Genomic DNA, 22,414 nt, shown 5'->3' with positions numbered 1-22,414 from the left:
GGCATCAGGTCCGGGCGAGCCGGAAGTAGCCGTAGAGGTAGGCGTCCGTGCCGGCCGCGTCCGGCACCGGAGTGCGGTTGAAGCCCGCGACCAGAATCAAGTCGTCGTTGAGCCAGCGCCGAAGCCGACCGCTGTGTCCGTACACGCTGTATTCGACGGCGAAGTCGGCCGAGAAACCATCCGCCGTCAGCGCGTAGCCCGAAGGCGCGAGGCACGGCCCGACGAAGTGCCGCAACGCATCCCATACCAGCGGGACCCCAGCAGCGAGAAACCGTTCGTCAGCGACCCGGTAACCCGGCGCTATGCCGTCGGCGAACTCACGCAACTGCTTCTCAGCGCGGGCGTGATCCGGCACCGACGTGAGGGGAATATCGGCGCTCTCGGCGTACACCCGAATGTCACCCAGCGCGGGGGGCGCAGCGCTTCGGTACTGCCAGAAGACATATCCGGCGACGACCGTGACGATTCCAATCACCACTGCTGCGCTTATCACCATCGCCTTGCTTGCCTTCATCCGAGTGAACCGATGTTGACGCATGCCATCGGGTGGGTGCCGAGGGGGCCGGGCAGACCGGACCCGATAAGGTCGCCGAGCCGAACGGTGACCAGTGCATCGGGGGTATCGATCGGGGTGCCGGTGTTGGTTTCCCACGGGTTCCGCAGCGTCACCATGGCGTCACTGCCGGTGCCGCTGATGCCTTCGACCACATACACATGACTCTGCGTCAACGGCGATCCTTCCGGTGTCGTCGAGACAGTCACGGGCTGATGAGTGGCCAGAGCCCCGGAAATCGCTTGGTCGATATGCTGATTCGTGAACCAGACGTTTTCCGGCTTGATGACGGTGCCGCGATTGCCGGTCAGCGCCTCCAGCGCATCCTTGGCGTAGCCGCCCTGCCCGATTCCCGCTTCGTTGCCGAGCGCATCGGCGAGATCCGTTCCCGGGTATTTGAGTTTGGCGTACGCCGACTCCAACACCGCCGGCCACAGCGCGGCGTCGGGTCGGCCATTGTCGAGCCAACTCGCGCCGTTGTGTCTGATGTCGGCGTCGAGGTCGGCCTGGGTGACGTCGATGTGCTTCCACTCGTGGCCATCCCAGAGGGTGACGTCGAAAGTCCCCGTCTGGTCGTCGAAATGAATGCGATCTTTGATCCACTGCGGGTTGGCATTGGCGATGGCGCCCATGGTGGCGTCCAGGTAGCAGTCCCCGACGCTGTCCTGCTTCACGTCCGCGGCAGTCGGGTCGTGAGGGTAGAGGTCTCGGTCGGTCCACCGGTGTTCGCCGCCGAGAGTGTCGATCGGGGGCGGCGACAGGGGCGCGCCGTCGCGCATCGGGTACCGCAGCGACTGCAGCAGCCCCGCCCTGCTCTTGCTGTCGGTCCAGACCTCGTCCACCACCAGGTGGATATCCCTGGCCTTGGCGGCGAGGAAGGCCTGGAACTGCCGAGCGCCCGCGGGGGTGTCGAGGCCGAGTACGTCTTGCCGGGCCACCACGTCGCTGATCTCGACCTCAATGGCGTCAAGGCGCCGGCGTCCCCACACCGTCTTTCGGCAGGCCCCACGCAACGCCTCGGCGAATGCCCGGTCCACCTCGACGGACGTCGCCAGGCGCTGCGCCAAATCCTGCTCGCGCGCACGCGCGGCGTCGGCGAACGCACCACGCACATCGGGCATAGCCGCAAAGGTTATCGACGGTCCGCCGGCTTGGGTAGTCACCCAGCCGCGCTACCCCAGTCCGTCGAGCACCGCCCGCGTGCCGGACAGCCCCAGCCGGGTCGCCCCGGCCTCGATCATCGCCAGCGCATCGTCCGCACTGCGGATGCCGCCGCTGGCCTTGACCCCTAGGCGGCCACCGACCGTGTCGGCCATCAGCGACACCGCGTGCACGCTCGCCCCGCCGGACGGATGAAATCCGGTGGAGGTCTTCACGAAATCCGCCCCGGCATCTTCGGCGGCCCGGCAGGCAGCGACCAGGGCGGCGTCACCGGCGAACTCCAGCAGCGCGGCGGATTCGACGATCACCTTGAGCACCGCCTGGGGCACCGCGGCGCGCACGGTCGCGATGTCGGCGCCCACCGCGGCAAAATCCGCTGCCACCGCCGCACCGACGTCGATAACCATGTCGATCTCAGCCGCCCCGTCGGCGGCGGCCAGTGCCGCCTCCTGGGCTTTGACCACCGACAGATGCTTGCCGGACGGGAATCCCACGACCGCGGCAATCGGGACACTGGAGGGGTTGGCCCCAGCCGCTATGGCCACCATCGACGGCGACACACAGACCGCGGCGACGCCGAGTCCGGCCGCCTCGGCGACCACGGCCGCGACCTGGGCCGCGGTCGCTTCGGGTTTGAGCAGCGTGTGGTCGACCATGCGCGCCACCTGGTCACGGCGCCACCGGCGCCCGGTCGTCAGCGACATCAGAATGCCTCCTCGGCGGCGCCCGGGTTGCAGCCGGACTCGAGCATGGTCACGCCGTCGACGACGGGCCGCCACGGCTCCAGATTCCAGCTGGTCTTGCCGGGCCGGGCGAACTCGGCATAGCTCCAGTGGCAGAGAAACTGGTCGCGCATGCCGGGGGTATCGGCGTCGGGAGCACTGGCCAGCACCTCTCGCCAAGCTTGGTCACCCACAGCGCCGGCGTCGAGCCGAAGGGCCGCCGCCCGCGCGGACGGGGTCGGGTACACCCGCAGACTCAACCGGCCGTCGTAGCTGACCCACTCGGTGTGGTCGACGTAGCCGGCCAATCCAGTGTCGGCGGTGGCCGGCGCCGCGCACAACACGGTGGCCGCGGCACCCAAGGCCGCAAGGACGAACGAACGCAGCATGGCGCTAGTGGGACTTCCCCTGGACCTCAAGAAGTCGGGGCCGCACGTCCACCAGGTACACCCCCGCCGCGCAGGCCGCGATCGCCATTCCCATCACCTGCAGCACCAGTGCCAGCAGCCCGCACACCCCCAGGATCACCAGCCAGACCGGCTTGGTGAGCTTGTCGGCGGCGGTGTAGGCATCGGAACGTTGCATCGCCGCGTGGACGAAGGCGTACACCGACGTCGCGAAAACGGCGATCTGCAAAACGAAAAGGACGGTACCCACCAGGTTCGCAGCGATCACGCTGCAAGCCTAGGCGGGCACCGTCCCGGGCGTCGAACTGCGACTACTTCTGGGTGACCTTCTTGGCCGGAGCCTTCTTGGCCGGAGCAGCCTTCTTCGCCGGAGCCTTCTTGGCGGCCGGGGCCTTCTTGGCGGCCGGAGCCTTCTTGGCGGGGGCCGGCGCGGGCTCGTCCTTCTTGGGCAGCTCGATGCCGACCAGCTTGGCGGCACGCTCGCCGACCTCACGGGTCTGCGACGCGACGTTGCCCAGCACTTCCTGGGTCAGCTCGACGGCCTGGTCGACGTAGCCCTCCACCTGCGCGGACGCGTCATCCAGACCGGACTGGCTGCGCAGCCGGACCAGGGCGGCCTCACCGCGCGCCACCAGGTCGTTGTACCGCTCGCTGGCAGCCTCCGCGTAGCCCTCGGCGGCCTTGCGCAGCTCCTCGGCGGTGAAGCGCTCCCGCAGCTCGGCGAACTGCTCGGGCAGCTCCTCCTGCAGCTTGGTCAGGCGAGCGCGGCTCTCCTCGACCCGGGTGCTGGCGTCCTCGCGGGCCTCACCGGCGCGCTCGCGCAGGTTGGAGACCAGGTCGGTCACGGTAGCCAGGGCCAGGTCAGCGGCGCCGATCGCGGCGAGCAGCGGGGCCTTCAGTTCTTCGATGGTCGGGTTCTCAGCCATGTCGGGTTCCTTTCGGGTTGAAATCGTGCGTAGGTGATTCGGTCAGGAGAACGAAAGAGGATCAGTCAGGTGGCGTCTCCTCACCGTCGGCTTCGTTCTGCTGGACAAAGGAGGTGTAGATGTCGAGCAGAACCTGCTTTTGCCGTTCCGTGATCGCCGCATCGGCAATGACCGCGTCACGGACCTCGCTCTTCTCGCTCGGCTCCAAGATTCCCGCCCGGACGTAGAGCACCTCGGCGGAAACCCTTAGGGCCTTAGCGATCTGGTTGAGGACATCAGCAGAAGGCTTGCGCAGTCCACGTTCGATCTGGCTCAGATACGGATTGCTGACGCCGGCCTTGTCGGCCAGCTGGCGCATGGACACCTGCGCGGCTTCGCGCTGGGCCCGGATGAAGCTACCGATATCTGCCGCTGCCGTGGAGACCACTGCGGCGAGCTTGTCGTCCTGCGACACCGCTGACCCCTTTCGTGGACTGGCGACTGCTGACACGTGCCACGATACTGGCTAGTGCTAACTTTTGCAAGCACTTGCTAGCGCAGGTCAGAACATAAGTTGGGCTATGGCGTAGATCGCCAGGCCGGCCAGCGAGCCGACCACGGTGCCGTTGATCCGGATGAACTGCAAGTCACGCCCGACGTGCAGCTCGATGCGCCGGCTCGCCTCGGCGGCATCCCAGCGCTCGATGGTCTCGGTGATGATCGCGGTGATCTCCACCCCGTACTGGGCAACCAGGTGTTGCGCGGCCCGCACGATCCAGTTGTCCACTTTGTCTCGGAGTTCGACGTCGTCGCGCAGCGACTCGCCGATCTGCACTGCCGCAGCGGCGATGCGGGTCCGCAGGGCTCCGGACGGATCATCGACGCCTTCGAGCACGAACCGCTTGAGCGTCGCCCACGCCGTCGCCGCCGCCTTGGCGACCTCGTCGCGCGCCATCACCTGGTCCTTGACCGAGTCCGCTTTCGCGATGGTCGCCGGGTCGAACTGCAGATCGTTGGCGAACTCGAACAGGAAGCGAGTCGCGTTGCGGCGCAGTTCATGGTCGGGATTGCGACGCACCTTGTCGGTGAAGTCCATCAGCTCGCGGTGAATCCGGTCGCCCACCAAGTGGTCGACGAACCGCGGCGACCAGGTCGGTGAGTCCCGCTCCACCACCCGCTGGATGACTTCACCGGCATTGAGCGACCACTGGAAGGCCCGGTCGGCCAGCAGCTGCAGCAACGCCTCCTGCCGACGCTCGGCGAGCAGGGTGCCGAGCATCCGGCCGACCGGCGGTCCCCACTGGGGTTCGGCGATGCGACGCACGATCATCCGGTCGATGACGTAGGCGATCTCCTCGTCTCGCAACAGTTCGACGAGCACCCGCAACACGGTCGCGGTCTCGGCGGCCACCCGCTCGGCATGCACGGGCTCCGACAACCATTTACCCACCCGGCTGGCGATCTGCGCATCGCGCAGCTTGGTCTCGATCACCGGTGGCGACAGGAAGTTCTCCCGCACGAAGGTGCCCAGGCCCTCCCCGAGCTGGTCCTTCTTGCGCTTGATGATCGCGGTGTGCGGGATGGGGATCCCCAGCGGATGCTTGAACAGTGCGGTGACCGCGAACCAGTCGGCCAGCGCGCCGACCATGCCGGCCTCCGCTGCGGCGCCGACGTAGCCCACCCACGTCGCAGCCGCGCCGTCCGCCTGCGCCCACCGGCACAGCAGGAAGACCACCGTGGCGCCGAGCAGGAAACTCAGCGCCACCACTTTCATGCGGCGCAGATCCCGCAACCGCACGGCATCCGCGGCCGGATCGGCGTCTGCGAACGACTCCGCCAACGACTGCACGGTTTGCGCGGCACCGGGCCAACTCGACTGGTTCTCTGGATGCACCACCCCACCATCATCCGCCATCTGCGCGGCGGGGGATATGCGGCGGTTTCAGCTTCGCCTCGCCTCCGGCGAGCCTCGCTAAACCACCGGTAACTGTTACCGGACCACAAAGTTTGCTGGACCAGCCCGTATTATCTATTGCGTCTAGTGAATGGGAACGCGCGATAGTGGCAGAGCAGCTCCAGGCCGGCACCGCCAAGACCGACGGTCGCAAACGGCGTTGGCACCAGCACAAGGTCGACCGCCGCAATGACCTCATCGACGGGACGATCGAGGCGATCCGGCGCCGCGGCCGCTACGTGAGCATGGACGAGATCGCCGCGGAGATCGGCGTGTCCAAAACGGTCCTGTACCGGTATTTCGTCGACAAGAACGACCTCACCACCGCGGTGATGATGCGCTTCGCGCAGAGCACGCTGATCCCGAATATGGCGGCGGCGCTGTCGGCGAACCTGGACGGGTTCGACCTTGTCCGCGAGATCATCCGGGTGTACGTGCAGACCGTGGCCAACGAACCCGAGCCGTACCGGTTCGTGATGGCCAACAGCTCGGCCAGCAAGAGCAAGGTGATCGCCGACTCCGAGCGCATCATCGCCCGGATGCTCGCGGTGATGCTGCGCCGCCGAATGAGCGTGGTCGGGATGGACACCCGCGGGGTCGAGCCGTGGTCGTACATGACCGTCGGCGGAGTGCAGCTGGCCACCCACTCGTGGCTGCTGGACCCGCGGATGAGCGCCGACGACCTGATCGACTACCTGACGATGATGACCTGGAATGCGCTGTGCGGAATCGTCGAGGTGGGCGGATCGCTGGAGAAGTTCAACGCCGGCCCGCACCCGTCACCGATACTGCCGTGGCGGCGGGCGGCCAGCGCGCAGTCTGCCCGCTGACCCGGCCTCGCCCCATCAGGCACTGCCAATTACCAGGGAAATCCCTGTATCTCTTGGCGGCGCAATCTCCTACCGTCGCAAGCGGGTCGTCAGAACCGACCAGTTGTGACGCGAAGTCCTATCGAGGGAAGGCAGGTGCCTCACCATGGCCACAACGGGCTACCGACTGACCGCCAAGACGATCTTGTCGGCACTGATCGCCGCCGGAGCAATCTTGAGCTGTCCGCCACTGGCCAGCGCGGACGACCCGGAACAGCCGCCCGGGCAGGGACAGGACGCCTGCGCGGGCGGCGACCAGGGTCAACCACAGGACCCGCAGGCGTGCGGCGCCGGTATCGCCAACCGTGTCGTCGGCGAGGCCCAGAGCGCCGCCGACCAGGCCGCCCGCGCCGCCGGCCAGAACGGTCAGAACAACCCGGCCGGTGACCGCCCACCGCAGGACCTCATCACCAACACGAGATGCGTCATCTTCAACGGGGTTCCCACCCTCATACCGCCGGAGGGTTTGACCCGGACGGCAACGCCGTTCGACTCCCCCATGGAGGGCAAACCCTGCTGGGCCGCGTTCGGCGTGACGCCGACGCACTAGTAGGTGTAGAAGCCCCGGCCGGACTTCTTGCCCAGCTGGCCGGCCTCGACCATGCGCAGCAACAGCGGCGGCGCGGCGTAGAGCGGCTCCTTGAACTCCTCGTACATCTTGTCCGCGATCAGCTTGAGGGTGTCCAGGCCGACCAGGTCGGACAGCCGCAGCGGGCCCATCGGGTGCGACAGCCCGGCGACGATCGCCTTGTCGATGTCCTCGACGGTGGCGAATCCGGACTCGAGCATCCGGACCGCCGACAGCAGGTAGGGCACCAGCAGGGCGTTCACCACGAAGCCGGACCGGTCCGAGCAGCGCACGACCTGCTTGCCCAGCACCGCGCTGGCGAACTCCTCGGTGCGGTCGGCGGCGCTCGGGTCGGTGACCAGGGTGCTGACCAGCTCGACCAGCGGCAGCACCGGAACCGGGTTGAAGAAGTGCAGGCCCAGCACCCGCTGCGGGTTCGCCGTGGCGGCGGCGATCTTCATGATCGGGATGGACGAGGTGTTCGACGCGAGCACGGCGTCGGGGTCGGTGATCACCCGGTCCAGCTCGGCGAAGATCTTCGACTTGACGGTGTCGTCTTCGATGACGGCCTCGATGACCAGCTGACGGTCCGCCAGCTCGCCGAGGTCGGTGGTGAAGGTCAGGTTGCCGACGGCGTCGTCGCGCTCGCGTTCGGTGATCTTGCCCGCGCTCACACCGCGCTCCAGCGACTTGACGATCCGGTTACGGCCCGCGGTGACCAGTGCCTCGGTGGTCTCGAAGACCTTCACCTCGACGCCGGCCCGCGCCGACACCTCGGCGATTCCGGCGCCCATCTGCCCGGCTCCGATGACACCTACTCGTTGGATCGACACGGTCTCCCTTTCCGTCAACACCCAGCAACAGGCCCCGCCCAGGCTGGCTGGACGGGGCCTGCGCTGTCAACTCCCCCGCGGTGCAATCCGACTTCCACCGCGGGAAACCTCTTCCTTGCGGTCCCCCCTTGCGGTCCCCCCTTGCGCGAGCGCGCGTGTCTGTACGTCAACACGCCGTGTCAGGGCGTACAACTGCGCACGCTCGCGGCAAGGTCAGCGACCTAGTGGAACTGGCCCTCTTCGGTCGAGCCCGCCAGCGCCGTGGTCGACGACGTCGGGTCGACGGTGGTGGCGATCCGGTCGAAGTAGCCGGCACCCACCTCGCGCTGGTGCTTGGTCGCGGTGTAGCCCCGCTCCTCGGCGGCGAACTCGCGCTCCTGCAGCTCGACGTAGGCGCTCATCTGCTTGCGGGCGTAGCCGTGGGCCAGATCGAACATCGAGTAGTTCAGCGCGTGGAAGCCGGCCAGGGTGATGAACTGGAACTTGAAGCCCATGGCGCCCAGCTCGTTCTGGAACTTCGCGATGGTCGCGTCGTCCAGGTGCTGCTTCCAGTTGAACGACGGCGAGCAGTTGTAGGCCAGCATCTGGTCCGGGAACTCGGCCTTGACGCCCTCGGCGAACTTGCGAGCCAGCTCCAGGTCCGGGGTGCCGGTCTCCATCCAGATCAGGTCGGCGTACGGGGCGTAGGCCTTGGCCCGGGCGATGCACGGCTCCAGGCCGTTCTTCACCCGGTAGAAGCCCTCCGCGGTGCGGTCGCCGGTGATGAACGGCTGGTCGCGCTCGTCGACGTCGGAGGTGATCAGGGTCGCGGCCTCGGCGTCGGTCCGGGCGATCACCACGGTCGGCACGTCGGCGACGTCAGCGGCCAGGCGGGCCGAGGTCAGGGTGCGGATGTGCTGCTGGGTGGGGATCAGCACCTTGCCGCCCAGGTGGCCACACTTCTTCTCCGAGGCCAGCTGGTCCTCCCAGTGCGAACCCGCGACACCGGCGGCGATCATCGCCTTCTGCAGCTCGTAGACGTTGAGCGCGCCACCGAAGCCAGCCTCACCGTCGGCCACGATCGGGGCCAGCCAGTTGTCCACCGAGGTGTCACCCTCGACCTTGGCGATCTCGTCGGCACGCAGCAGCGCGTTGTTGATCCGGCGCACCACCTGGGGCACCGAGTTGGCCGGGTACAGGCTCTGGTCGGGGTAGGTGTGCCCGGACAGGTTGGCGTCACCGGCGACCTGCCACCCGGACAGGTAGATGGCCTTCAGGCCGGCCCGGACCTGCTGGACGGCCATGTTGCCGGTCAGCGCACCGAGGGCGTTGATGTAGTCCAGGTCGTGCAGCTGCTCCCAGAGCACCTCGGCGCCGCGACGGGCCAGGGTGTGCTCCTCGACGACGTGGCCCTGCAGTGCGACGACGTCCTCGGCGGTGTAGGTGCGAGTGACGCCCTTCCAGCGCGGGTTGTGGTCCCAGTCGTGCTGGATCTGCTCGGGGCTCTTGGGCGTGCCAACGGTCGACATAGGATCCGCTCCTTTGCGTTCTCGATCGTCGGGGCCGCCGGACCCGAGAAATGCTTCCCGGCTTTGCTAACGCCCCGATCGATTCACTGGTGTGTTAATGCGACCTTGACACAGCACATCTGCCCAGGTCCAGCCGTTTCCGTTGCCAACTTCAGCCATGTATCGGCAACAAATTGCAAAGTTTGCGAAGAACCACGGAGAAAATCCGTCGTGAAATCAGCCGAAAAGCTACCGGCCGGTAACATATCCACACAGGTCAGCGCACGTTTCAGCAGTACGCTCGTACTGACTAGAACGTGTTACAGCGGGAAGATGGCGGCCAGGGCTTTGACCTCTTCGCCCACCAGGTATGTGAGCGTTCTAACAGTGCGATCGGCCAAGTCGGGCCCGAACTCATCGGTCGATCCGGCCGGGTGGACGTGGGAGACGATCTCTAGTTTGTCGCCCAGCGCGACCGGCGCGTTGTGTTCCAGTGCGACCCGCAGCGGTGCCTCGAGCAGCTCGGGGTAACTCGACAGGTAGTCCTCGACCACGCTCCAGTACACCGAGTTGTTCATGTGGTCGAACAGGTCGATGTCGGTGAACCGCAGCGGGTACTCGTGGATCTCGGCGGCGTCCTCCCGGCCACCGGCCTTCAGGTAGGCCTTCCAGCGCAGCCGGTCGACGGTGGTGGTGCGCTTGAGCCGGTCCAGGAAGCCCTCGGAGATCCGCGCCGGTCCCTGCGTCTCGCGGTTGATATTGATCCAGAACGCCTCGGATTCGATCAACCCGCCCTTGCGGCCATCGATGCGGACCCGCATCTCACACCAGCGGTTGGAGGTGCCCGAACACCAACGCCGCATCCGCAGCATGTCCTGAAACTCGATCGGACGAATCAGGTCCATCATGGTGCGCCGGACGATCCACAGCGGGTGCGTCTCCTGATAACCGCCCTCCCGCAACTGATCCTGGCCGATGTCCTGGATGTGGCGGGCGGCCGCGTCCATCCGCAGCCGGCCCAGGCGGTCGATGTCGGCGACCCGCAGTGGCCACTGCCGGTCGAACACGTCGGGATGCGGATCAGGCACCGGCATCAAAACCTTGGCCAGGCCGGTCGGCTCGTGGGTCTGCTGCATCGATGCTCCCGGTGGTCTTTCCCTGAGCGGATCATGCCATGCCAACTATGCGAATGCCGCCTTCGCAGCAGGTAGGGTCGGGTGGGTGGCCAAGACGTACGTCGGCTCCCGGGTGCGCCAACTGCGCAGCGAGCGCGGGTTCAGCCAGGCTGCACTGGCGCAGATGCTGGAGATCTCACCGAGCTACCTCAACCAGATCGAGCACGACGTTCGGCCGTTGACCGTGGCGGTGCTGCTGCGTATCGCCGAAGTCTTCGGGGTGGACGCCAGCTTCTTCGCCTCCCAGGACGACACCCGACTGGTCGCCGAGTTGCGTGAGGTCGCCATGGACCGCGACCTCGACATGGATGTCGACCTGGCCGAGGTGGCCGAATTGGTCAGTGCGCACCCTAAATTGGCCCGCGCGATGGTCAACCTGCACCGCCGCTACCGCATCACCACGGCCCAACTCGCCGCGGCCACCGAGGAGCGCTTCTCCGACGGCAGCGGCACCGGCGCGATCACCATGCCGCACGAGGAGGTCCGGGACTACTTCTACCAACGCCAGAACTACCTGCACGAACTCGACACCGCCGCCGAAGAACTGGCCACCCGGATGCGCAGGCACCAGGGCGAATTGGCCGTCGAGCTGGCCAACCGACTCACCGAGGTACATGGCGTGCACATCAACCGCCGCATCGACCTGGGCGAGACGGTGCTGCACCGCTACGACGCCGAAACCCGGACATTGGACATCTCCAACCACCTGTCCTGGGGGCAGCGAGTGTTCAAGATGGCCGCCGAACTGGCCTACCTGGAATTCGACGACCAGATCTCGACCATGGTCGAAGAGGGCAAGTTCACCTCGAAGGACTCCCGCACGCTGGCCCGGCTCGGGTTGGCCAACTATTTCGCGGCGGCCATCGTGTTGCCCTACGGCCAGTTCCACGACAGTGCCGAGACCTTCCGCTACGACATCGAACGGCTGTCGGCTTTCTACCGAGTCAGCTACGAGACCATCGCCCACCGGCTGTCCACCCTGCAGCGGCCCTCGATGCGGGGCGTGCCGTTCTCCTTCGTCCGGGTCGATCGGGCCGGCAACATGTCAAAGCGGCAGTCAGCCACCGGCTTTCATTTCTCCTCCAGTGGAGGTACCTGCCCACTGTGGAACGTCTACGAGACCTTCGGCAACCCGGGGAAGATCCTGGTGCAGATCGCCGAGATGCCCGACGGCCGCAAGTACATGTGGGTGGCGCGCACCGTGGAACGCCGCGCCTCCCGCTGGGGCCAGCCGGACAAGACGTTTGCGATCGGGCTCGGCTGCGAACTGCGCCACGCCCACCGGCTGGTCTACTCCGAAGGCCTGGATCTGGCGGCCGGCCACGACGTCCCGGCCACGCCGATCGGGGTGGGCTGCCGAGTCTGCGACCACGACAACTGCCCGCAGCGGGCCTTTCCCGCGTTGGGCCGTGACCTGGATCTCAACGAACATCGCAGCACTGTCTCGCCGTATCTGGTAAAGCAACAGCGGTGACTGTTCGTATCCCCGATTCCCCCGGCCTGCGCGACCTCGGTGTCACGAACTGGCTGGTGTGCAAAGTCGTCGCCCTGCGCCAGCACGTACCCCGGGCGCACCTGTTCACCACCCTCGGCCAGCACCGGCGATTGATGTGGTCCTGGCTGCCGTTCGGCGGGGTGCTCATGCGGGGCGGCAAGCTCTCCAACCGCGACACCGAGTTGGTGATCCTGCGGGTGGGGCATCTGCGCGACAGCCAGTACGAACTGCAGCACCATCGCCGGATGGCCCGGGCGGTCGGTATCGACGACGCCACCCAGGCGCGGATCTTCGAAGGCCCCAGCGCGGACGGGCTCACCGACCGGCAGCGGGTATTGCTGACCGGCGTCGACGAACTGGTGGGCACCCGCACGCTCTCCGATGACACCTGGGCACGGCTGGCGGCACATCTGGACCGCCCCCGGCTGATCGAATTCGTCATGCTGACCAGCCAATACGACGCACTGGCCGCCACCTTGAGCGCGCTGCGGGTTCCGCTGGACTTCGATGAGTAGTCCTGCGTGACCGCTACCGTGAGCCACGACCTGGCCGTCGCCGGGGGCGGGGTCCTGCTGATCGCGGCGGTGTTGATCGTGGTCGGGCGCGCACTGGCACGGCGGGGGGCCAGTCCCTTGGTCACCCGCAAGATCCCCCACGCGCTGTGCGGGCTGTTCGCCGCCCTGGCGGCCTTCCAGTTGTCGCACGGAGCGGTGGTGGCCGGCGTGCTGGCCGCCGCGACGGTGGGCTTGACGGTCATCGTGGAGCGCGGTCTGATTCCGGTGCCCGGTGTCTTCGACGGCACCCGGTCCCGTGACTACGGACTGGTGGGCTTCGCCGCCGGCGCGTTGGTCGCGGTGCTGGCGTTCTGGCCCGATCGGGTCGCCATCGCAGCGGGCGTCGTGGTGCTGGGGCTGGCCGACGCCGGTGCGGCGCTGATCGGGGACCGCTACGGCCGGCACCGGGTCGAAGCCGGTGGCGGGGTGCGCTCGCTGGAGGGGTCGGTGGCCTTCGTGGTCATCGCGTTCGCCGTGTCGTGGGTGTTCTGCCGGGTCGGTCTTGAACTGAATACGTTTATGGCGGTATCGGTTTCGCTGTTCGTCGCGATGTCCACCGCCGCCGTGGAACTCCTGGTGTTGCCGGCGGCGGACAATCTGCTGATCACGCCGTGGGTCGCGCTACTGCTGCACGTAGCGCGGGAGCTGTCGACCGACGACGCGCTGCGGTGGCTGGCCGCGGTGGTGTTCGGCTGCGCCATCGTGCCGTTCATGCTCCGCATGCGGTGGCTGGATCTGCCCGGAGCGCTGGCCGGCGGCCTGATCGCCGGGGTGGCCGTCGGCCTCGGCGGGTGGGCATGGATCATTCCGGCCGCGCTGTTCTTCTCGCTGACCAGCCTGCTCACCGCATATCGCCGCCCCGCCCGGACCGGGGGCATGCGCACCATGAGCCAGGTCGCGGTGAACGCCGGCCTTCCCGTGCTGATTCCGGTGATCGGCTATGCGTTCACCCGTGACCCGCTCTGGTACGCCGTGTCGATCGGCGGGATCGCGGCGGGCATCGCCGACTCGTGGGCCTCGGAGATCGGCCGTTTCTCCTCCCGCGACCCGCTGTCGCTGCGCACCCGGGCGCGGGTGCCCAAGGGCACCTCCGGGGCGGTGTCCCCGCTGGGTTCGGGCGCGACGGTGCTGGGGGCGTTGGCGGTCGGCGCATTCGGCGCCCTGTTCGGCGGGGTCGTCATGCTGCCGGTGGGCCTGGCGGCCGGCGTCGCCGGTTCCTTGGTCGACACCCTGATCGGCGCCACCGTGCAGGCCCGCTTCGTCTGCGCGACGTGCGGTGCCACCGTGGAGGACGCGCTGCACTGCGGCGCGCCGACACGGGCGTCCACCGGCTGGCGGTGGGTGGGCAACGACGTGGTCAACGCCTTCGCGAACGTGACCGGCATGGCGGTGGGTTTCGGAGTTTTCGGGCTTCTCGGGGGTTGAGCGCACCGGTCAGGAATCAAGCTTGTCGAGCTGATGCGGGCAATACGTCCGCGCGGCGATCGTGACGAACATCGCCGCGCCCTGCAGCGACAGTTCCGGGTCGGCAGCTCGCAGGTCGTTGAGCACTTGCAGAGCAGTTTCGCCGTGGTTGGCCAACCGGCACACCGTTTTGCCGGCCTCGACAGCGCCGTTGTCGTCGGGGGAGGCGATTCCCGCCTTCTGCAGTTCTGCGAGGAAGGCCGAATCGTCGCCCGCCGGGTCGGTGGTGTCAGTGGGCTCAGCATGCACGGGCACGGCGAACCCGATTCCTGCCGCGATAGCGAGCAGCACCAGTGGAAACTTCATCACGCCGCCGCTACGGTGCCGCATAGTCGCGGTTGCTCGTACTTACCTGACCGGGAACCACCGCTGCCTCGTCCTCATCAAGGACGTGAACCGCGTGTATGCCGGGTTTCAAGGTCAGCTCCGCAACGAGGTCGTCGAGCCCGGCTTCATCGACCGTCCAATGCTGAACCGCATCGGGCTGCTCCTGCAGGCATTCGATGAGGCGGTCGAGTTGAACCGGCTCTTTGAGCCGCTTGGCGGTGGGTACCTTCGAGGGGACTTTGGCCGAGCTGACGACCCGAGCGGCTGGACTGCCCAACATGCCGCCCGTCGTAGCGCCCAATGCCGCCTCACTGGGTAGCGCGGCCGGTAATCCGGCCCCCGGAACCGCTGTCGCTGCGGTGCCCGGCAACGCCGCGGAGGCCAGCCTGATGGCCGGGCTGGCGCCTGCCCAGCTCGGTGGTACCGATAGCGCGCCGACCGCCGGCGCGCTGCCCGCACTGGCCGAAACGGTCGTTGCGACACCACCCGCCAGGGATCTCAAGCCGGGCCCGGAAAGGCCGGCGTGCAGCGGCGACTTCGAGACGGCGACCACTGGTGCCCGGTAGAAGTTCTTGAACTGCCCGATGCCCAGGCTGGTCGTGCTGTTGACGACGTTGGTCCAGGTGGCTTGGTTGCCTACGGTCGCGGCGAAGCCGTAAAACGCCTCCCACAGGGCCGATGCAGGTGCTCCCAGCAATGCCTCCCAGAAATTCTTGTAGCCCGCAGTGAGGTCGTTGATGAGATCGAGGATCGACTGCAGGGGGCCCGTCGCAGCGGGGCCGGGCGCATCGGTCGCCTGCGCGCCGCCGCTGCTGGTTTGAGGCGGTTTGGTGAACAGCGTCAACCGGCTCCCGGTGGCGGTCGACGCGTTGGCGTAACCGACCATTGCGGCGACGTCTTGCGCCCACATCTGCCCGTACTGAGCTTCGGTGGCGGCGATCGCCGCGGAGTTCTGTCCCATGAGGTTGGTCGCCATCAGCGACATCAGCTGACTGCGGTTGGCCGCAATCATCGCCGGTGGCACCGTGGCCGCAAGCACCGTCCCATAGGCCGCGGCGGCAACCCGGGCCTCGGCCCCGGCCTGCGCCGCCTGAGCAGCCGTGGTCGACATCCAGCTCACATAGGGCGCGACAGCGGCCGCCATGGACGCCGACGATGGACCCAGCCACGACTCGCCGGCCAGCCCGGCGATCACCCCCCTATAGGCGGCCGCCGACGAGTTCAGCTCCGCGGCCAACCGGTCCCACGCGGAGGCCGCCTCCAGCAGTGACCCCGAACCCGGGCCGGCATGGATCTGACCGGAGATGATCTCCGGCGGCCACGCGGCGAAATCCCCGAGGAACATTGCTCTTTCCTTCCTTCGCCGACAGCTATTTGTGGCTTGGCGGGATGACGATGACGGTGGAGGTGGTGGCGATTTCCTCGGCCACCTCCTCGCTCGTGAGGCGGCCGGACCCTCCGGCGAGCACGCGACTGACCGGCCGGCCGGCCCCGCGGGCGCCCGCCTGCGTACCCCGGCCGGCCTGTCCGGCGATCGCCGTAGTGGCACCCCCTCCGAGTGCCCGCCCGGCGACGCTCGACAGAGCCATCTCGCCGAACATGGCGCCAGATTCTGCTGCGCGGCTGGGAGGAATTCGACCGGCCGGTCGACCGCATCGTCAGCATCGAGGCGTTCGAAGCCTTCCCCAAAGAGCGGTATGCCGCGTTCTTCGAGTTGTGCCACCGCCTGATGCCCGACGACGGGCGCATGGTTCTGCAGACCATCATGGGCCACCCGCTCAAGCGCTGGCCGGAAATGGGCATCCCGATCACGATGACGGACCTGCGGTTCATGCGCTTCATCGCGAAGGAGATCTTTCCCGGCGGCTCGGTGCCGTGCGACGAGGATGTCGTCGAATACGCAGGCGCCGCAGGGTTTTCCATCGCCGACCGCCAGGACCTCACCCCGCATTACGTCCGGACTCTGGACACCTGGGCGACCCGGCTGCAAGCGGCCCGCGAGCAGGCGATCGCAGTGACCTCCCCGGAGGTCTACGAACGGTACGTGAAGTACCTACTGGGCTGCGCGGATTTCTTTCAACGCAAGGTCAGCTATGTCGCCCAGTTCACTCTCGTCAAGGGCTGACGGCCGCGCCGGGAGCGCGCAGCCGACGGAATCAGAAGTTGATCATGTGTCCGGTCAGCCCGTGGAAGCATTCCTGCAGTGCCTCCGACATGGTCGGGTGCGTGTGCACGTTGCGGGCCAACTCGTTCGCGGTCAGGTCCCACTTCTGCGCCAGGGTCAGTTCGGGCAGCAACTCCGAGACGTCGTGGCCGATCAGATGACCGCCGATCAGCTCACCGTAGCGAGCGTCGGCGATCAGCTTCACGAAGCCGCTCGGGTCGCCCACGCCGTGCGCCTTGCCGTTCGCGGTGAACGGGAACTTGACCACCTTCACGTCGTAACCCTCGGCCCTGGCCTGCTCCTCGGTGAGCCCGAAGCTGGCCACCTGCGGCTGACAGAAGGTGGCCCGCGGCATCATCCGGTAGTCGCCCAGCGCCATGGTCTCGGCCCCGCCGATGGTCTCGGCGGCCACCACGCCCTGCGCCTCGGCGACGTGTGCCAGCTGCAGCAGCCCGGTGACATCCCCGATGGCGTAGATGTGCGGCGTCGAGGTCTGCATGTACTCCCCGACGCCGATGGCGCGGCGCTCGGTCAGCGCGACACCGGCCGCCTCCAGGCCGTAGCCGTCGACATTGGGGGCAAACCCGATGGCCTGCAACACCTTATCGGCCTGCAGCGTTTCGGTCTGGCCGTCCTTGCTGACCACCACCGACACCGTGGACCCGTCATCGGTGATGCTCTCGACCTTGGTTCCGGTGCGGACCTTGACGCCCAGCTTCTTGAACTGCTTCTCGATCTCCTTGGAGACCTCGGCGTCCTCATTGGGCAGCGCCCGCGGCAGGAACTCCACGACGGTGACGTCGACGCCGTAGTTGGCGAGCACGTAGGAGAACTCCATGCCGATGGCCCCGGCGCCGGCGATGATGATCGAGGTCGGCAACTCCCGGCTCAGGATCAGCTGCTCATAGGTGACGACGTTGTCCGACAACGAGGTGCCCGACACCAAGCGGGTGCTCGACCCGGTGGCGATGATCGCGTTGGTGAACGTAACCGTCTCGGTACCACCGTCGTTGAGCGCCACCGACAGCGTGTTGGGGTCGGTGAACGTGCCGTAGCCGTGGATCTCGGTGATCTTGTTCTTCTTCATCAAGAAGTGCACCCCGGCCACCCGGCCCTCGGCGACCTTGCGGCTGCGGTCGAAGGCCGCCCCGTAGTCGAACGTGGCTTCGCCGGTTATCCCGAAGGTTTTGGCTTCCTTGGTGAAGATGTGGGCGAGCTCCGCGTTGCGCAGCAGCGCTTTGGACGGAATGCAGCCGACGTTGAGGCAGACGCCGCCCCAGTACTTGGGCTCGACGATGGCGGTGTTCAGGCCCAGTTGGGCGGCACGAATGGCCGCGACATATCCGCCGGGGCCGGCTCCAAGAACGACGACGTCATAGTGGGTCACGGACTCACCCTAGCGGGAAGTGGCTGCCCGCCGCCCGGGCCCGCAGCCATCCGTCGCCTCCGGCGGGGAGCCGGCGGCCGACCGAGGGCGCGCCGCCGTCCGCGCGCTGGGCAGGGACGTTGCTGCTCCCACCCGCCTGCTGTTTCCCGGCCGCGGCATAGGGGTATCCCGCCGCCGGGCTTCACCGCAACCGGGTTCGTCTAACCCGGTATCGGCGTCGAACACCTGCTGTGGGGTTGGCATGCACCACAGATAGCTCGGCGCCGCCGAGCACGGGGGGAAATCGCGGTCACTTATCTGACCGACCGCGTGAACAATTTGAGGGGGAACACTTTCATGACGAGTTCGCTGAGACCGCATTTCGAGGATGTGCAGTCGCATTACGACCTGTCCGATGAATTCTATCGGCTGTTTCTGGATCCGACGCAGACCTACAGTTGCGCGTATTTCGAGCGCGACGACATGAGCCTGGAGGAAGCTCAGCTCGCAAAAATCGATCTTGCGCTGGGCAAGCTCGGACTGCAGCCCGGGATGACACTGCTGGATGTCGGCTGCGGTTGGGGGGCCACCATGCGCCGGGCCATGCAGCGTTACGACGTCAACGTGATCGGGCTGACCCTGAGCAAGAACCAGGCCGTCCACGTAGCGGCGGCTTTCGACGCGATGGACAGCCCGCGCAGCGGGCGCGTGCTGCTGCAGGGCTGGGAAGAGTTCGACGAGCCGGTCGACAGGATCGTGTCGATCGGGGCCTTCGAGCACTTCGGGTATGACCGCTACGACGACTTCTTCGAGTTCGCCTACCGCGCACTGCCGGCCGATGGGGTGATGCTGCTGCACACGATCGTGGCGGCCAGCAACGAGGAGTTCCAGGACCGCGGGCTGAAGTTGACGATGGGGTTGCTGCGGTTCGTGAAGTTCATCATGGAGGAGATCTTCCCGGGGGGCCGGCTGCCACAGGTGGCGCAGGTGAGGCAGCACGCGACCGCCGCCGGCTTCCGCGTCACCCGGACTCAGCCACTGCGACTGCACTACGCGCGCACTTTGGACAGCTGGGCGGCGGCATTGGCGGCCCACCGGGACGAGGCGATCGCAATCCAGTCCGCGGAGGTCTACGAGCGCTACATGAAATACCTCACCGGCTGCGCCGAACTGTTTCGAAATGGCAACACCGACGTCTGCCAGTTCACCTGCCAGAAATAGGGCCCGGCACGTTCGCGGAATTTCGAAAGGAAACCCGGCCCATGGTTGAGGAATCGGTTCGCAATAGACCTATGCGCCCCCATTTCGAGGAGATCCAGGCACATTACGATCTCTCCGACGATTTCTTCGGCCTGTTCCAGGATGACAGCCGCACGTACAGCTGCGCCTATTTCGAACCTCCCGAACTCACGCTCGGCGAGGCTCAGATCGCCAAGATCGATCTCAACCTGGACAAGCTGAAGCTGCGGCCGGGCATGACGGTGCTGGACATCGGCTGCGGCTGGGGCGCCACCCTGAAACGCGCGGTCGAGAAATATGACGTCAACGTCATCGGGTTGACGCTGTCGAAGAACCAACTCGCCTATACCCGGCAACTCCTCGACCAGCTGGACAGCAACCGCTCACGGCGGGTCCTGTTGCACGGGTGGGAGGAATTCGACGAGCCGGTGGACCGGATCGTGTCGATCGAGGCGTTCGAGCACTTCGGCTTTGAGCGTTACGACGACTTCTTCAACAACTGCTTCAAGATCCTGCCCGATGACGGGCGGATGACGATCCAGAGCAGCGTCAGCTACCACCCCTATGACCTCAATGCTCGTGGCAAGAAGCTGAGTTTCGAGACGGCACGATTCATCAAGTTCATGGTCACCGAGATCTTCCCGGGTGGCCGGCTGCCGTCCACCGACATGATGGTGCAGCGCGGCGAAAAGGCCGGTTTCATTGTCCCCGAAGCACTCTCGCTGCGACCGCACTACATCAAGACACTGAAGATCTGGGGCGACGCACTGGAAGCCAACAAGGACATCGCCGTCCAGCTCACCTCCGAAGAGGTCTACCAGCGCTACATGAAGTACCTGCGCGGGTGCGAACACTACTTCGCCGACGAGATGCTCGACGTCAGCCTCGTGACATACCTCAAGCCGAGGGCATAGCCACGTTTCGGCAAGTGCGCCAAGCAGCATGCTTCCGCTCCCGGCATCCGGGGCGGGGCGATCCCCTGACCCACCGAAAGGCAATGCCGCCATGGCCAAAGAACTGACACCACATTTTGACGACGTCCAGGCACATTACGATTTGTCCGACGACTTCTTCCGGCTGTTTCTGGACCCGTCGCAGACCTACAGTTGCGCCTACTTCGAGCGCAATGACATGACGCTGGAAGAGGCCCAGCTCGTCAAGATCGACCTGGCGCTGGGCAAGCTCGGCCTGCAACCGGGAATGACGCTGCTCGACGTCGGCTGCGGCTGGGGCGCCACAATGCGCCGGGCGATCGAACGCTATGACGTCAACGTCATCGGCCTGACCCTGTCAAAGAACCAAGCCGCCTATGTAGAGCAGACTTTCGACTCAATGGACAGTCCCCGCTGCAGGCGGGTGCTGCTGCAGGGCTGGGAACAGTTCTACGAGCCGGTAGACCGGATCGTCTCAATCGGGGCGTTCGAGCACTTCGGCCACGACCGCTATCCCGCGTTCTTCTCGATGGCCTACGACGCGCTTCCCCCCGACGGAGTGATGCTGCTGCACACCATCTGCGGCCTGAACCCGAAGTACGCCAAAGAACTGGGCATTCCACTGACATTTGAGTTGGCCCGCTTCATCAAATTCATCATGACCGAGATCTTCCCCGGCGGCAGGCTGCCGTCGGTCTCGATGGTCGAGGAGCGCGCTACCGAGGCCGCCTTTACCGTCACCCGGGTGCAGTCGTTGCAGCCGCACTACGCCCGGACCTTGGACTGCTGGGCGGCAGCGCTGGAATCGCATCGCGAGCAGGCCATTGCGATCCAGTCACAGGAGGTCTACGACCGGTACATGAAGTACTTGACCGGCTGCGCGAAGATGTTCCGGCAACGCCAAGTCGATGTCAACCAATTCACCTTGGTGAAGTAGGTATTCCGGGCGAGAGCCCGAGCATGCGAGCCGTCAGCTCAGTAGGGAAGAACTCCGGCGACGCAGCGGCTCACATGCTGGCAGTAGTAGTGCCCGTACAGCGGCGCCGCGGCAACCGCGGACGCGAACACCGCCGACATCAACGCGATTGCCACCGCCGACACCAGCGGCTTCTCCCCCACCATCGCCACGATCAGCCCGGCGACCATACACACCACGGCATAGACCAGCACCACGAAGACGGCCGGTGTCTTGTCGGCCAGGGCGTACCACCAGGAGAACAGTCCCAGGCCGATCCCGGCTGCCGGAATCCACACCGCCAACAGCACCAGGGCCAGCTGCCACCACTTCAGGAATTGGTATTGGCCGGTGAGGACCACCGGTTTGGTCGGTTTGGTCGGCTTGGCCGGCGACGATGCAGGCGCCGCCGCGTAGCTTTCCGGTTCAGGCCACGCAATCGGCTCGGCACCGGTGATCGGCTCGTCCAGCGCCTCCGTCTGCCCGGGCAGCGGTACCGGGTGCGGCCCGGTGTCGAAGATCGGCGCCATGTGCGGCTCGGTCATGGGCAGTGACCCGGTGTCGGTGGTCTCAGACACCCGACACCACCTGAATCGCGGCCAGTGCGCCGAACCACCCGACCGCCATCGCGAGCAGAAACGCACCCAGGGCGGTTACCCACCGACGCGAGGAGACGAACACCAGCACCAGCCCCGCGATGCTGGGCGCTCCGAGCACCAGCGTGATCGCGACGTCCGGGCGCAGCGGAGCGGTGATGACCAGGCTCAAGCCGATCCCGGCCAAGATGCCGACCGCCGCCCCGACCAGCATGGCGCTGCTCAACAACCAAGGGCGTGGCAGCGGAATCACACCACCAGATTTTACGGCGACCGCGCCGGTCAGCGCGGTAACGACCCGGTGATCACCGGGACTGTTTCCAGCAGCGTGTTCTCGTCGTCGGTGAAGGCCCGGCCGCGTGTCAGGAACCGCACGCCTTCGGGCGCCTCCAGGCTGAACCCGGCGCCGCGGCCCGGCACCACGTCGATGATCAGCTGGGTGTGCTTCCACGCGGCGAACTGCGGACCGGAGATCCAGACCGGCACTTCGACGCCGGTCGCGTCCAGTACGCCGAGCAGCACGTCATGCTCGCCGATGATGAAATCGCCGTCGGGATAGCACATCGGGGCCGACCCGTCGCAGCAGCCGCCGGACTGGTGGAACATCACCGGACCGTGGCGAGCCACCAGACGCGCCACCAGGTCGGCGGCCGCGTCGGTGATCAGCACCCGCTCCGGCGCGTCCATC

24 protein-coding genes and 2 pseudogenes are annotated in these 22,414 nt (G+C 66.6%); 9 read left to right on the top strand and 17 right to left on the bottom strand.

The genetic code is table 11. From position 1 onward, the window contains the following. Positions 1 to 4 precede the first annotated feature (4 nt). From K3U94_RS02715 to K3U94_RS02680, 8 genes are all read right to left on the bottom strand, one after another. The gene (locus K3U94_RS02715) at positions 5 to 514 is read right to left on the bottom strand and encodes a hypothetical protein (protein WP_220695503.1); all 510 of its coding nucleotides are present in this window, start codon (positions 512 to 514) and stop codon (positions 5 to 7) included. Beyond that, positions 511 to 1,674, bottom strand: a complete 1,164-nt coding sequence (locus K3U94_RS02710) for a DUF4226 domain-containing protein (RefSeq protein WP_220695502.1) — start codon at positions 1,672 to 1,674, stop codon at positions 511 to 513. The genes K3U94_RS02715 and K3U94_RS02710 overlap by 4 nt, the downstream gene beginning before the upstream one ends. Positions 1,675 to 1,725: 51 nt before the next feature. Further along, positions 1,726 to 2,418: a deoxyribose-phosphate aldolase gene (gene deoC, locus K3U94_RS02705; protein ID WP_220695501.1), complete on the bottom strand. Its 693-nt coding sequence runs from the start codon at positions 2,416 to 2,418 to the stop codon at positions 1,726 to 1,728. Continuing rightward, complete coding sequence (locus K3U94_RS02700) at positions 2,418 to 2,825, bottom strand: DUF2599 domain-containing protein (protein WP_220695500.1); 408 nt, start codon at positions 2,823 to 2,825, stop codon at positions 2,418 to 2,420. The genes deoC and K3U94_RS02700 overlap by 1 nt, the downstream gene beginning before the upstream one ends. Before the next feature lie 4 nt (positions 2,826 to 2,829). After that, on the bottom strand, positions 2,830 to 3,093 hold the full coding sequence (locus K3U94_RS02695) for a DUF2516 family protein (protein WP_200900660.1): 264 nt from the start codon (positions 3,091 to 3,093) through the stop codon (positions 2,830 to 2,832). Between the two features lie 61 nt (positions 3,094 to 3,154). Beyond that, complete coding sequence (locus K3U94_RS02690) at positions 3,155 to 3,769, bottom strand: hypothetical protein (protein ID WP_047319628.1); 615 nt, start codon at positions 3,767 to 3,769, stop codon at positions 3,155 to 3,157. Between the two features lie 61 nt (positions 3,770 to 3,830). Next, positions 3,831 to 4,223: a helix-turn-helix domain-containing protein gene (locus K3U94_RS02685; protein WP_047319627.1), complete on the bottom strand. Its 393-nt coding sequence runs from the start codon at positions 4,221 to 4,223 to the stop codon at positions 3,831 to 3,833. 87 nt (positions 4,224 to 4,310) lie between these two features. Beyond that, positions 4,311 to 5,663 carry a DUF445 domain-containing protein gene (locus tag K3U94_RS02680; RefSeq protein WP_220695499.1) on the bottom strand — a complete coding sequence of 451 codons (1,353 nt, stop codon included), beginning with the start codon at positions 5,661 to 5,663 and terminating at the stop codon, positions 4,311 to 4,313. A 146-nt stretch (positions 5,664 to 5,809) separates the two neighbouring features. On the opposite strand from K3U94_RS02680, the gene K3U94_RS02675 reads away from it, so the two are divergent. Together K3U94_RS02675 and K3U94_RS02670 are read left to right on the top strand one after the other, a co-directional pair. Further along, complete coding sequence (locus K3U94_RS02675; RefSeq protein WP_220695498.1) at positions 5,810 to 6,532, top strand: TetR/AcrR family transcriptional regulator; 723 nt, start codon at positions 5,810 to 5,812, stop codon at positions 6,530 to 6,532. A gap of 145 nt (positions 6,533 to 6,677) precedes the next feature. Further along, on the top strand, positions 6,678 to 7,121 hold the full coding sequence (locus K3U94_RS02670) for a hypothetical protein (protein ID WP_220695497.1): 444 nt from the start codon (positions 6,678 to 6,680) through the stop codon (positions 7,119 to 7,121). On the opposite strand, the gene K3U94_RS02665 is transcribed toward K3U94_RS02670, so the two are convergent. The 3 genes from K3U94_RS02665 to K3U94_RS02655 all read right to left on the bottom strand — a co-directional run bounded on the left by K3U94_RS02665 (position 7,118) and on the right by K3U94_RS02655 (position 10,595). Continuing rightward, entirely contained in the window at positions 7,118 to 7,972 is an 855-nt protein-coding gene (locus K3U94_RS02665) for a 3-hydroxybutyryl-CoA dehydrogenase (RefSeq protein ID WP_200900658.1), read from the bottom strand. The genes K3U94_RS02670 and K3U94_RS02665 overlap by 4 nt on opposite strands. A gap of 221 nt (positions 7,973 to 8,193) precedes the next feature. Beyond that, positions 8,194 to 9,480, bottom strand: coding sequence for an isocitrate lyase (aceA, locus tag K3U94_RS02660; protein WP_047319623.1), 1,287 nt, complete (start codon positions 9,478 to 9,480; stop codon positions 8,194 to 8,196). Between the two features lie 299 nt (positions 9,481 to 9,779). Continuing rightward, complete coding sequence (locus tag K3U94_RS02655) at positions 9,780 to 10,595, bottom strand: acyl-[acyl-carrier-protein] thioesterase (RefSeq protein ID WP_220695496.1); 816 nt, start codon at positions 10,593 to 10,595, stop codon at positions 9,780 to 9,782. A gap of 85 nt (positions 10,596 to 10,680) precedes the next feature. Between K3U94_RS02655 and ramB the strand changes: the two genes are divergently transcribed. The 3 genes from ramB to K3U94_RS02640 are packed head-to-tail and all read left to right on the top strand — an operon-like array spanning position 10,681 to position 14,108. Next, positions 10,681 to 12,108, top strand: coding sequence for an acetate metabolism transcriptional regulator RamB (gene ramB / locus K3U94_RS02650; protein WP_220695495.1), 1,428 nt, complete (start codon positions 10,681 to 10,683; stop codon positions 12,106 to 12,108). Then, on the top strand, positions 12,105 to 12,644 hold the full coding sequence (locus K3U94_RS02645; RefSeq protein WP_220695494.1) for a carboxymuconolactone decarboxylase family protein: 540 nt from the start codon (positions 12,105 to 12,107) through the stop codon (positions 12,642 to 12,644). The genes ramB and K3U94_RS02645 overlap by 4 nt, the downstream gene beginning before the upstream one ends. 6 nt (positions 12,645 to 12,650) lie before the next feature. Beyond that, on the top strand, positions 12,651 to 14,108 hold the full coding sequence (locus tag K3U94_RS02640) for a DUF92 domain-containing protein (protein ID WP_230987367.1): 1,458 nt from the start codon (positions 12,651 to 12,653) through the stop codon (positions 14,106 to 14,108). Positions 14,109 to 14,117: 9 nt separating this feature from the next. Here the strand turns inward: K3U94_RS02640 and K3U94_RS02635 are convergent, their stop codons facing one another. Next, complete coding sequence (locus K3U94_RS02635; protein WP_220695493.1) at positions 14,118 to 14,453, bottom strand: DUF732 domain-containing protein; 336 nt, start codon at positions 14,451 to 14,453, stop codon at positions 14,118 to 14,120. 10 nt (positions 14,454 to 14,463) lie between these two features. Then, entirely contained in the window at positions 14,464 to 15,819 is a 1,356-nt protein-coding gene (locus tag K3U94_RS02630; RefSeq protein WP_220695492.1) for a PPE family protein, read from the bottom strand. 258 nt (positions 15,820 to 16,077) lie between these two features. Between K3U94_RS02630 and K3U94_RS02625 the strand changes: the two are divergent. Beyond that, positions 16,078 to 16,599: pseudogene (locus tag K3U94_RS02625) on the top strand (class I SAM-dependent methyltransferase); the annotation flags it as partial. 31 nt (positions 16,600 to 16,630) lie between these two features. Here K3U94_RS02625 and lpdA read toward each other — a convergent pair. Continuing rightward, on the bottom strand, positions 16,631 to 18,025 hold the full coding sequence (gene lpdA, locus K3U94_RS02620; protein ID WP_220695491.1) for a dihydrolipoyl dehydrogenase: 1,395 nt from the start codon (positions 18,023 to 18,025) through the stop codon (positions 16,631 to 16,633). A 336-nt stretch (positions 18,026 to 18,361) separates the two neighbouring features. Here lpdA and K3U94_RS02615 point away from each other — a divergent pair, with 336 nt between their 5' ends. The 3 genes from K3U94_RS02615 to K3U94_RS02605 all read left to right on the top strand — a co-directional run bounded on the left by K3U94_RS02615 (position 18,362) and on the right by K3U94_RS02605 (position 21,112). Continuing rightward, positions 18,362 to 19,225: a cyclopropane mycolic acid synthase family methyltransferase gene (locus K3U94_RS02615; protein WP_220695490.1), complete on the top strand. Its 864-nt coding sequence runs from the start codon at positions 18,362 to 18,364 to the stop codon at positions 19,223 to 19,225. 41 nt (positions 19,226 to 19,266) lie between these two features. Beyond that, complete coding sequence (locus K3U94_RS02610) at positions 19,267 to 20,157, top strand: cyclopropane mycolic acid synthase family methyltransferase (RefSeq protein WP_220695489.1); 891 nt, start codon at positions 19,267 to 19,269, stop codon at positions 20,155 to 20,157. A gap of 91 nt (positions 20,158 to 20,248) precedes the next feature. Further along, on the top strand, positions 20,249 to 21,112 hold the full coding sequence (locus K3U94_RS02605; protein WP_220695488.1) for a cyclopropane mycolic acid synthase family methyltransferase: 864 nt from the start codon (positions 20,249 to 20,251) through the stop codon (positions 21,110 to 21,112). A 38-nt stretch (positions 21,113 to 21,150) separates the two neighbouring features. On the opposite strand, the gene K3U94_RS02600 is transcribed toward K3U94_RS02605, so the two are convergent. From K3U94_RS02600 to K3U94_RS02590, 3 genes and pseudogenes are all read right to left on the bottom strand, one after another. Then, positions 21,151 to 21,708: a hypothetical protein gene (locus tag K3U94_RS02600; RefSeq protein WP_220695487.1), complete on the bottom strand. Its 558-nt coding sequence runs from the start codon at positions 21,706 to 21,708 to the stop codon at positions 21,151 to 21,153. After that, complete coding sequence (locus K3U94_RS02595; protein ID WP_220695486.1) at positions 21,701 to 21,979, bottom strand: putative holin; 279 nt, start codon at positions 21,977 to 21,979, stop codon at positions 21,701 to 21,703. The genes K3U94_RS02600 and K3U94_RS02595 overlap by 8 nt, the downstream gene beginning before the upstream one ends. Positions 21,980 to 22,020: 41 nt before the next feature. Then, positions 22,021 to 22,413 (bottom strand): annotated as a pseudogene (locus K3U94_RS02590) (DUF779 domain-containing protein); the annotation flags it as partial. Position 22,414 lies beyond the last annotated feature (1 nt).

It is taken from the genome of Mycolicibacter heraklionensis (assembly GCF_019645815.1).
Lineage (GTDB): Bacteria > Actinomycetota > Actinomycetes > Mycobacteriales > Mycobacteriaceae > Mycobacterium > Mycobacterium heraklionense.
This window is presented reverse-complemented; position numbering and strand designations above follow the sequence as displayed.

Bases quoted from the DNA above. Each gene is read 5' to 3' on its own strand.
- deoC (WP_220695501.1), bottom strand. From the start codon at position 2,418: ATGTCGCTGACGACCGGGCGCCGGTGGCGCCGTGACCAGGTGGCGCGC.
- aceA (WP_047319623.1), bottom strand. From the start codon at position 9,480: ATGTCGACCGTTGGCACGCCCAAGAGCCCCGAGCAGATCCAGCACGAC.
- K3U94_RS02615 (WP_220695490.1), top strand. From the start codon at position 18,362: ATGACGAGTTCGCTGAGACCGCATTTCGAGGATGTGCAGTCGCATTAC.
- K3U94_RS02610 (WP_220695489.1), top strand. From the start codon at position 19,267: ATGGTTGAGGAATCGGTTCGCAATAGACCTATGCGCCCCCATTTCGAG.
- K3U94_RS02710 (WP_220695502.1), bottom strand. From the start codon at position 1,674: ATGCCCGATGTGCGTGGTGCGTTCGCCGACGCCGCGCGTGCGCGCGAG.
- K3U94_RS02690 (WP_047319628.1), bottom strand. From the start codon at position 3,769: ATGGCTGAGAACCCGACCATCGAAGAACTGAAGGCCCCGCTGCTCGCC.
- K3U94_RS02670 (WP_220695497.1), top strand. From the start codon at position 6,678: ATGGCCACAACGGGCTACCGACTGACCGCCAAGACGATCTTGTCGGCA.
- K3U94_RS02655 (WP_220695496.1), bottom strand. From the start codon at position 10,595: ATGCAGCAGACCCACGAGCCGACCGGCCTGGCCAAGGTTTTGATGCCG.
- K3U94_RS02680 (WP_220695499.1), bottom strand. From the start codon at position 5,663: ATGGCGGATGATGGTGGGGTGGTGCATCCAGAGAACCAGTCGAGTTGG.
- K3U94_RS02605 (WP_220695488.1), top strand. From the start codon at position 20,249: ATGGCCAAAGAACTGACACCACATTTTGACGACGTCCAGGCACATTAC.
- K3U94_RS02700 (WP_220695500.1), bottom strand. From the start codon at position 2,825: ATGCTGCGTTCGTTCGTCCTTGCGGCCTTGGGTGCCGCGGCCACCGTG.
- K3U94_RS02715 (WP_220695503.1), bottom strand. From the start codon at position 514: ATGAAGGCAAGCAAGGCGATGGTGATAAGCGCAGCAGTGGTGATTGGA.
- K3U94_RS02630 (WP_220695492.1), bottom strand. From the start codon at position 15,819: ATGTTCCTCGGGGATTTCGCCGCGTGGCCGCCGGAGATCATCTCCGGT.
- K3U94_RS02635 (WP_220695493.1), bottom strand. From the start codon at position 14,453: ATGAAGTTTCCACTGGTGCTGCTCGCTATCGCGGCAGGAATCGGGTTC.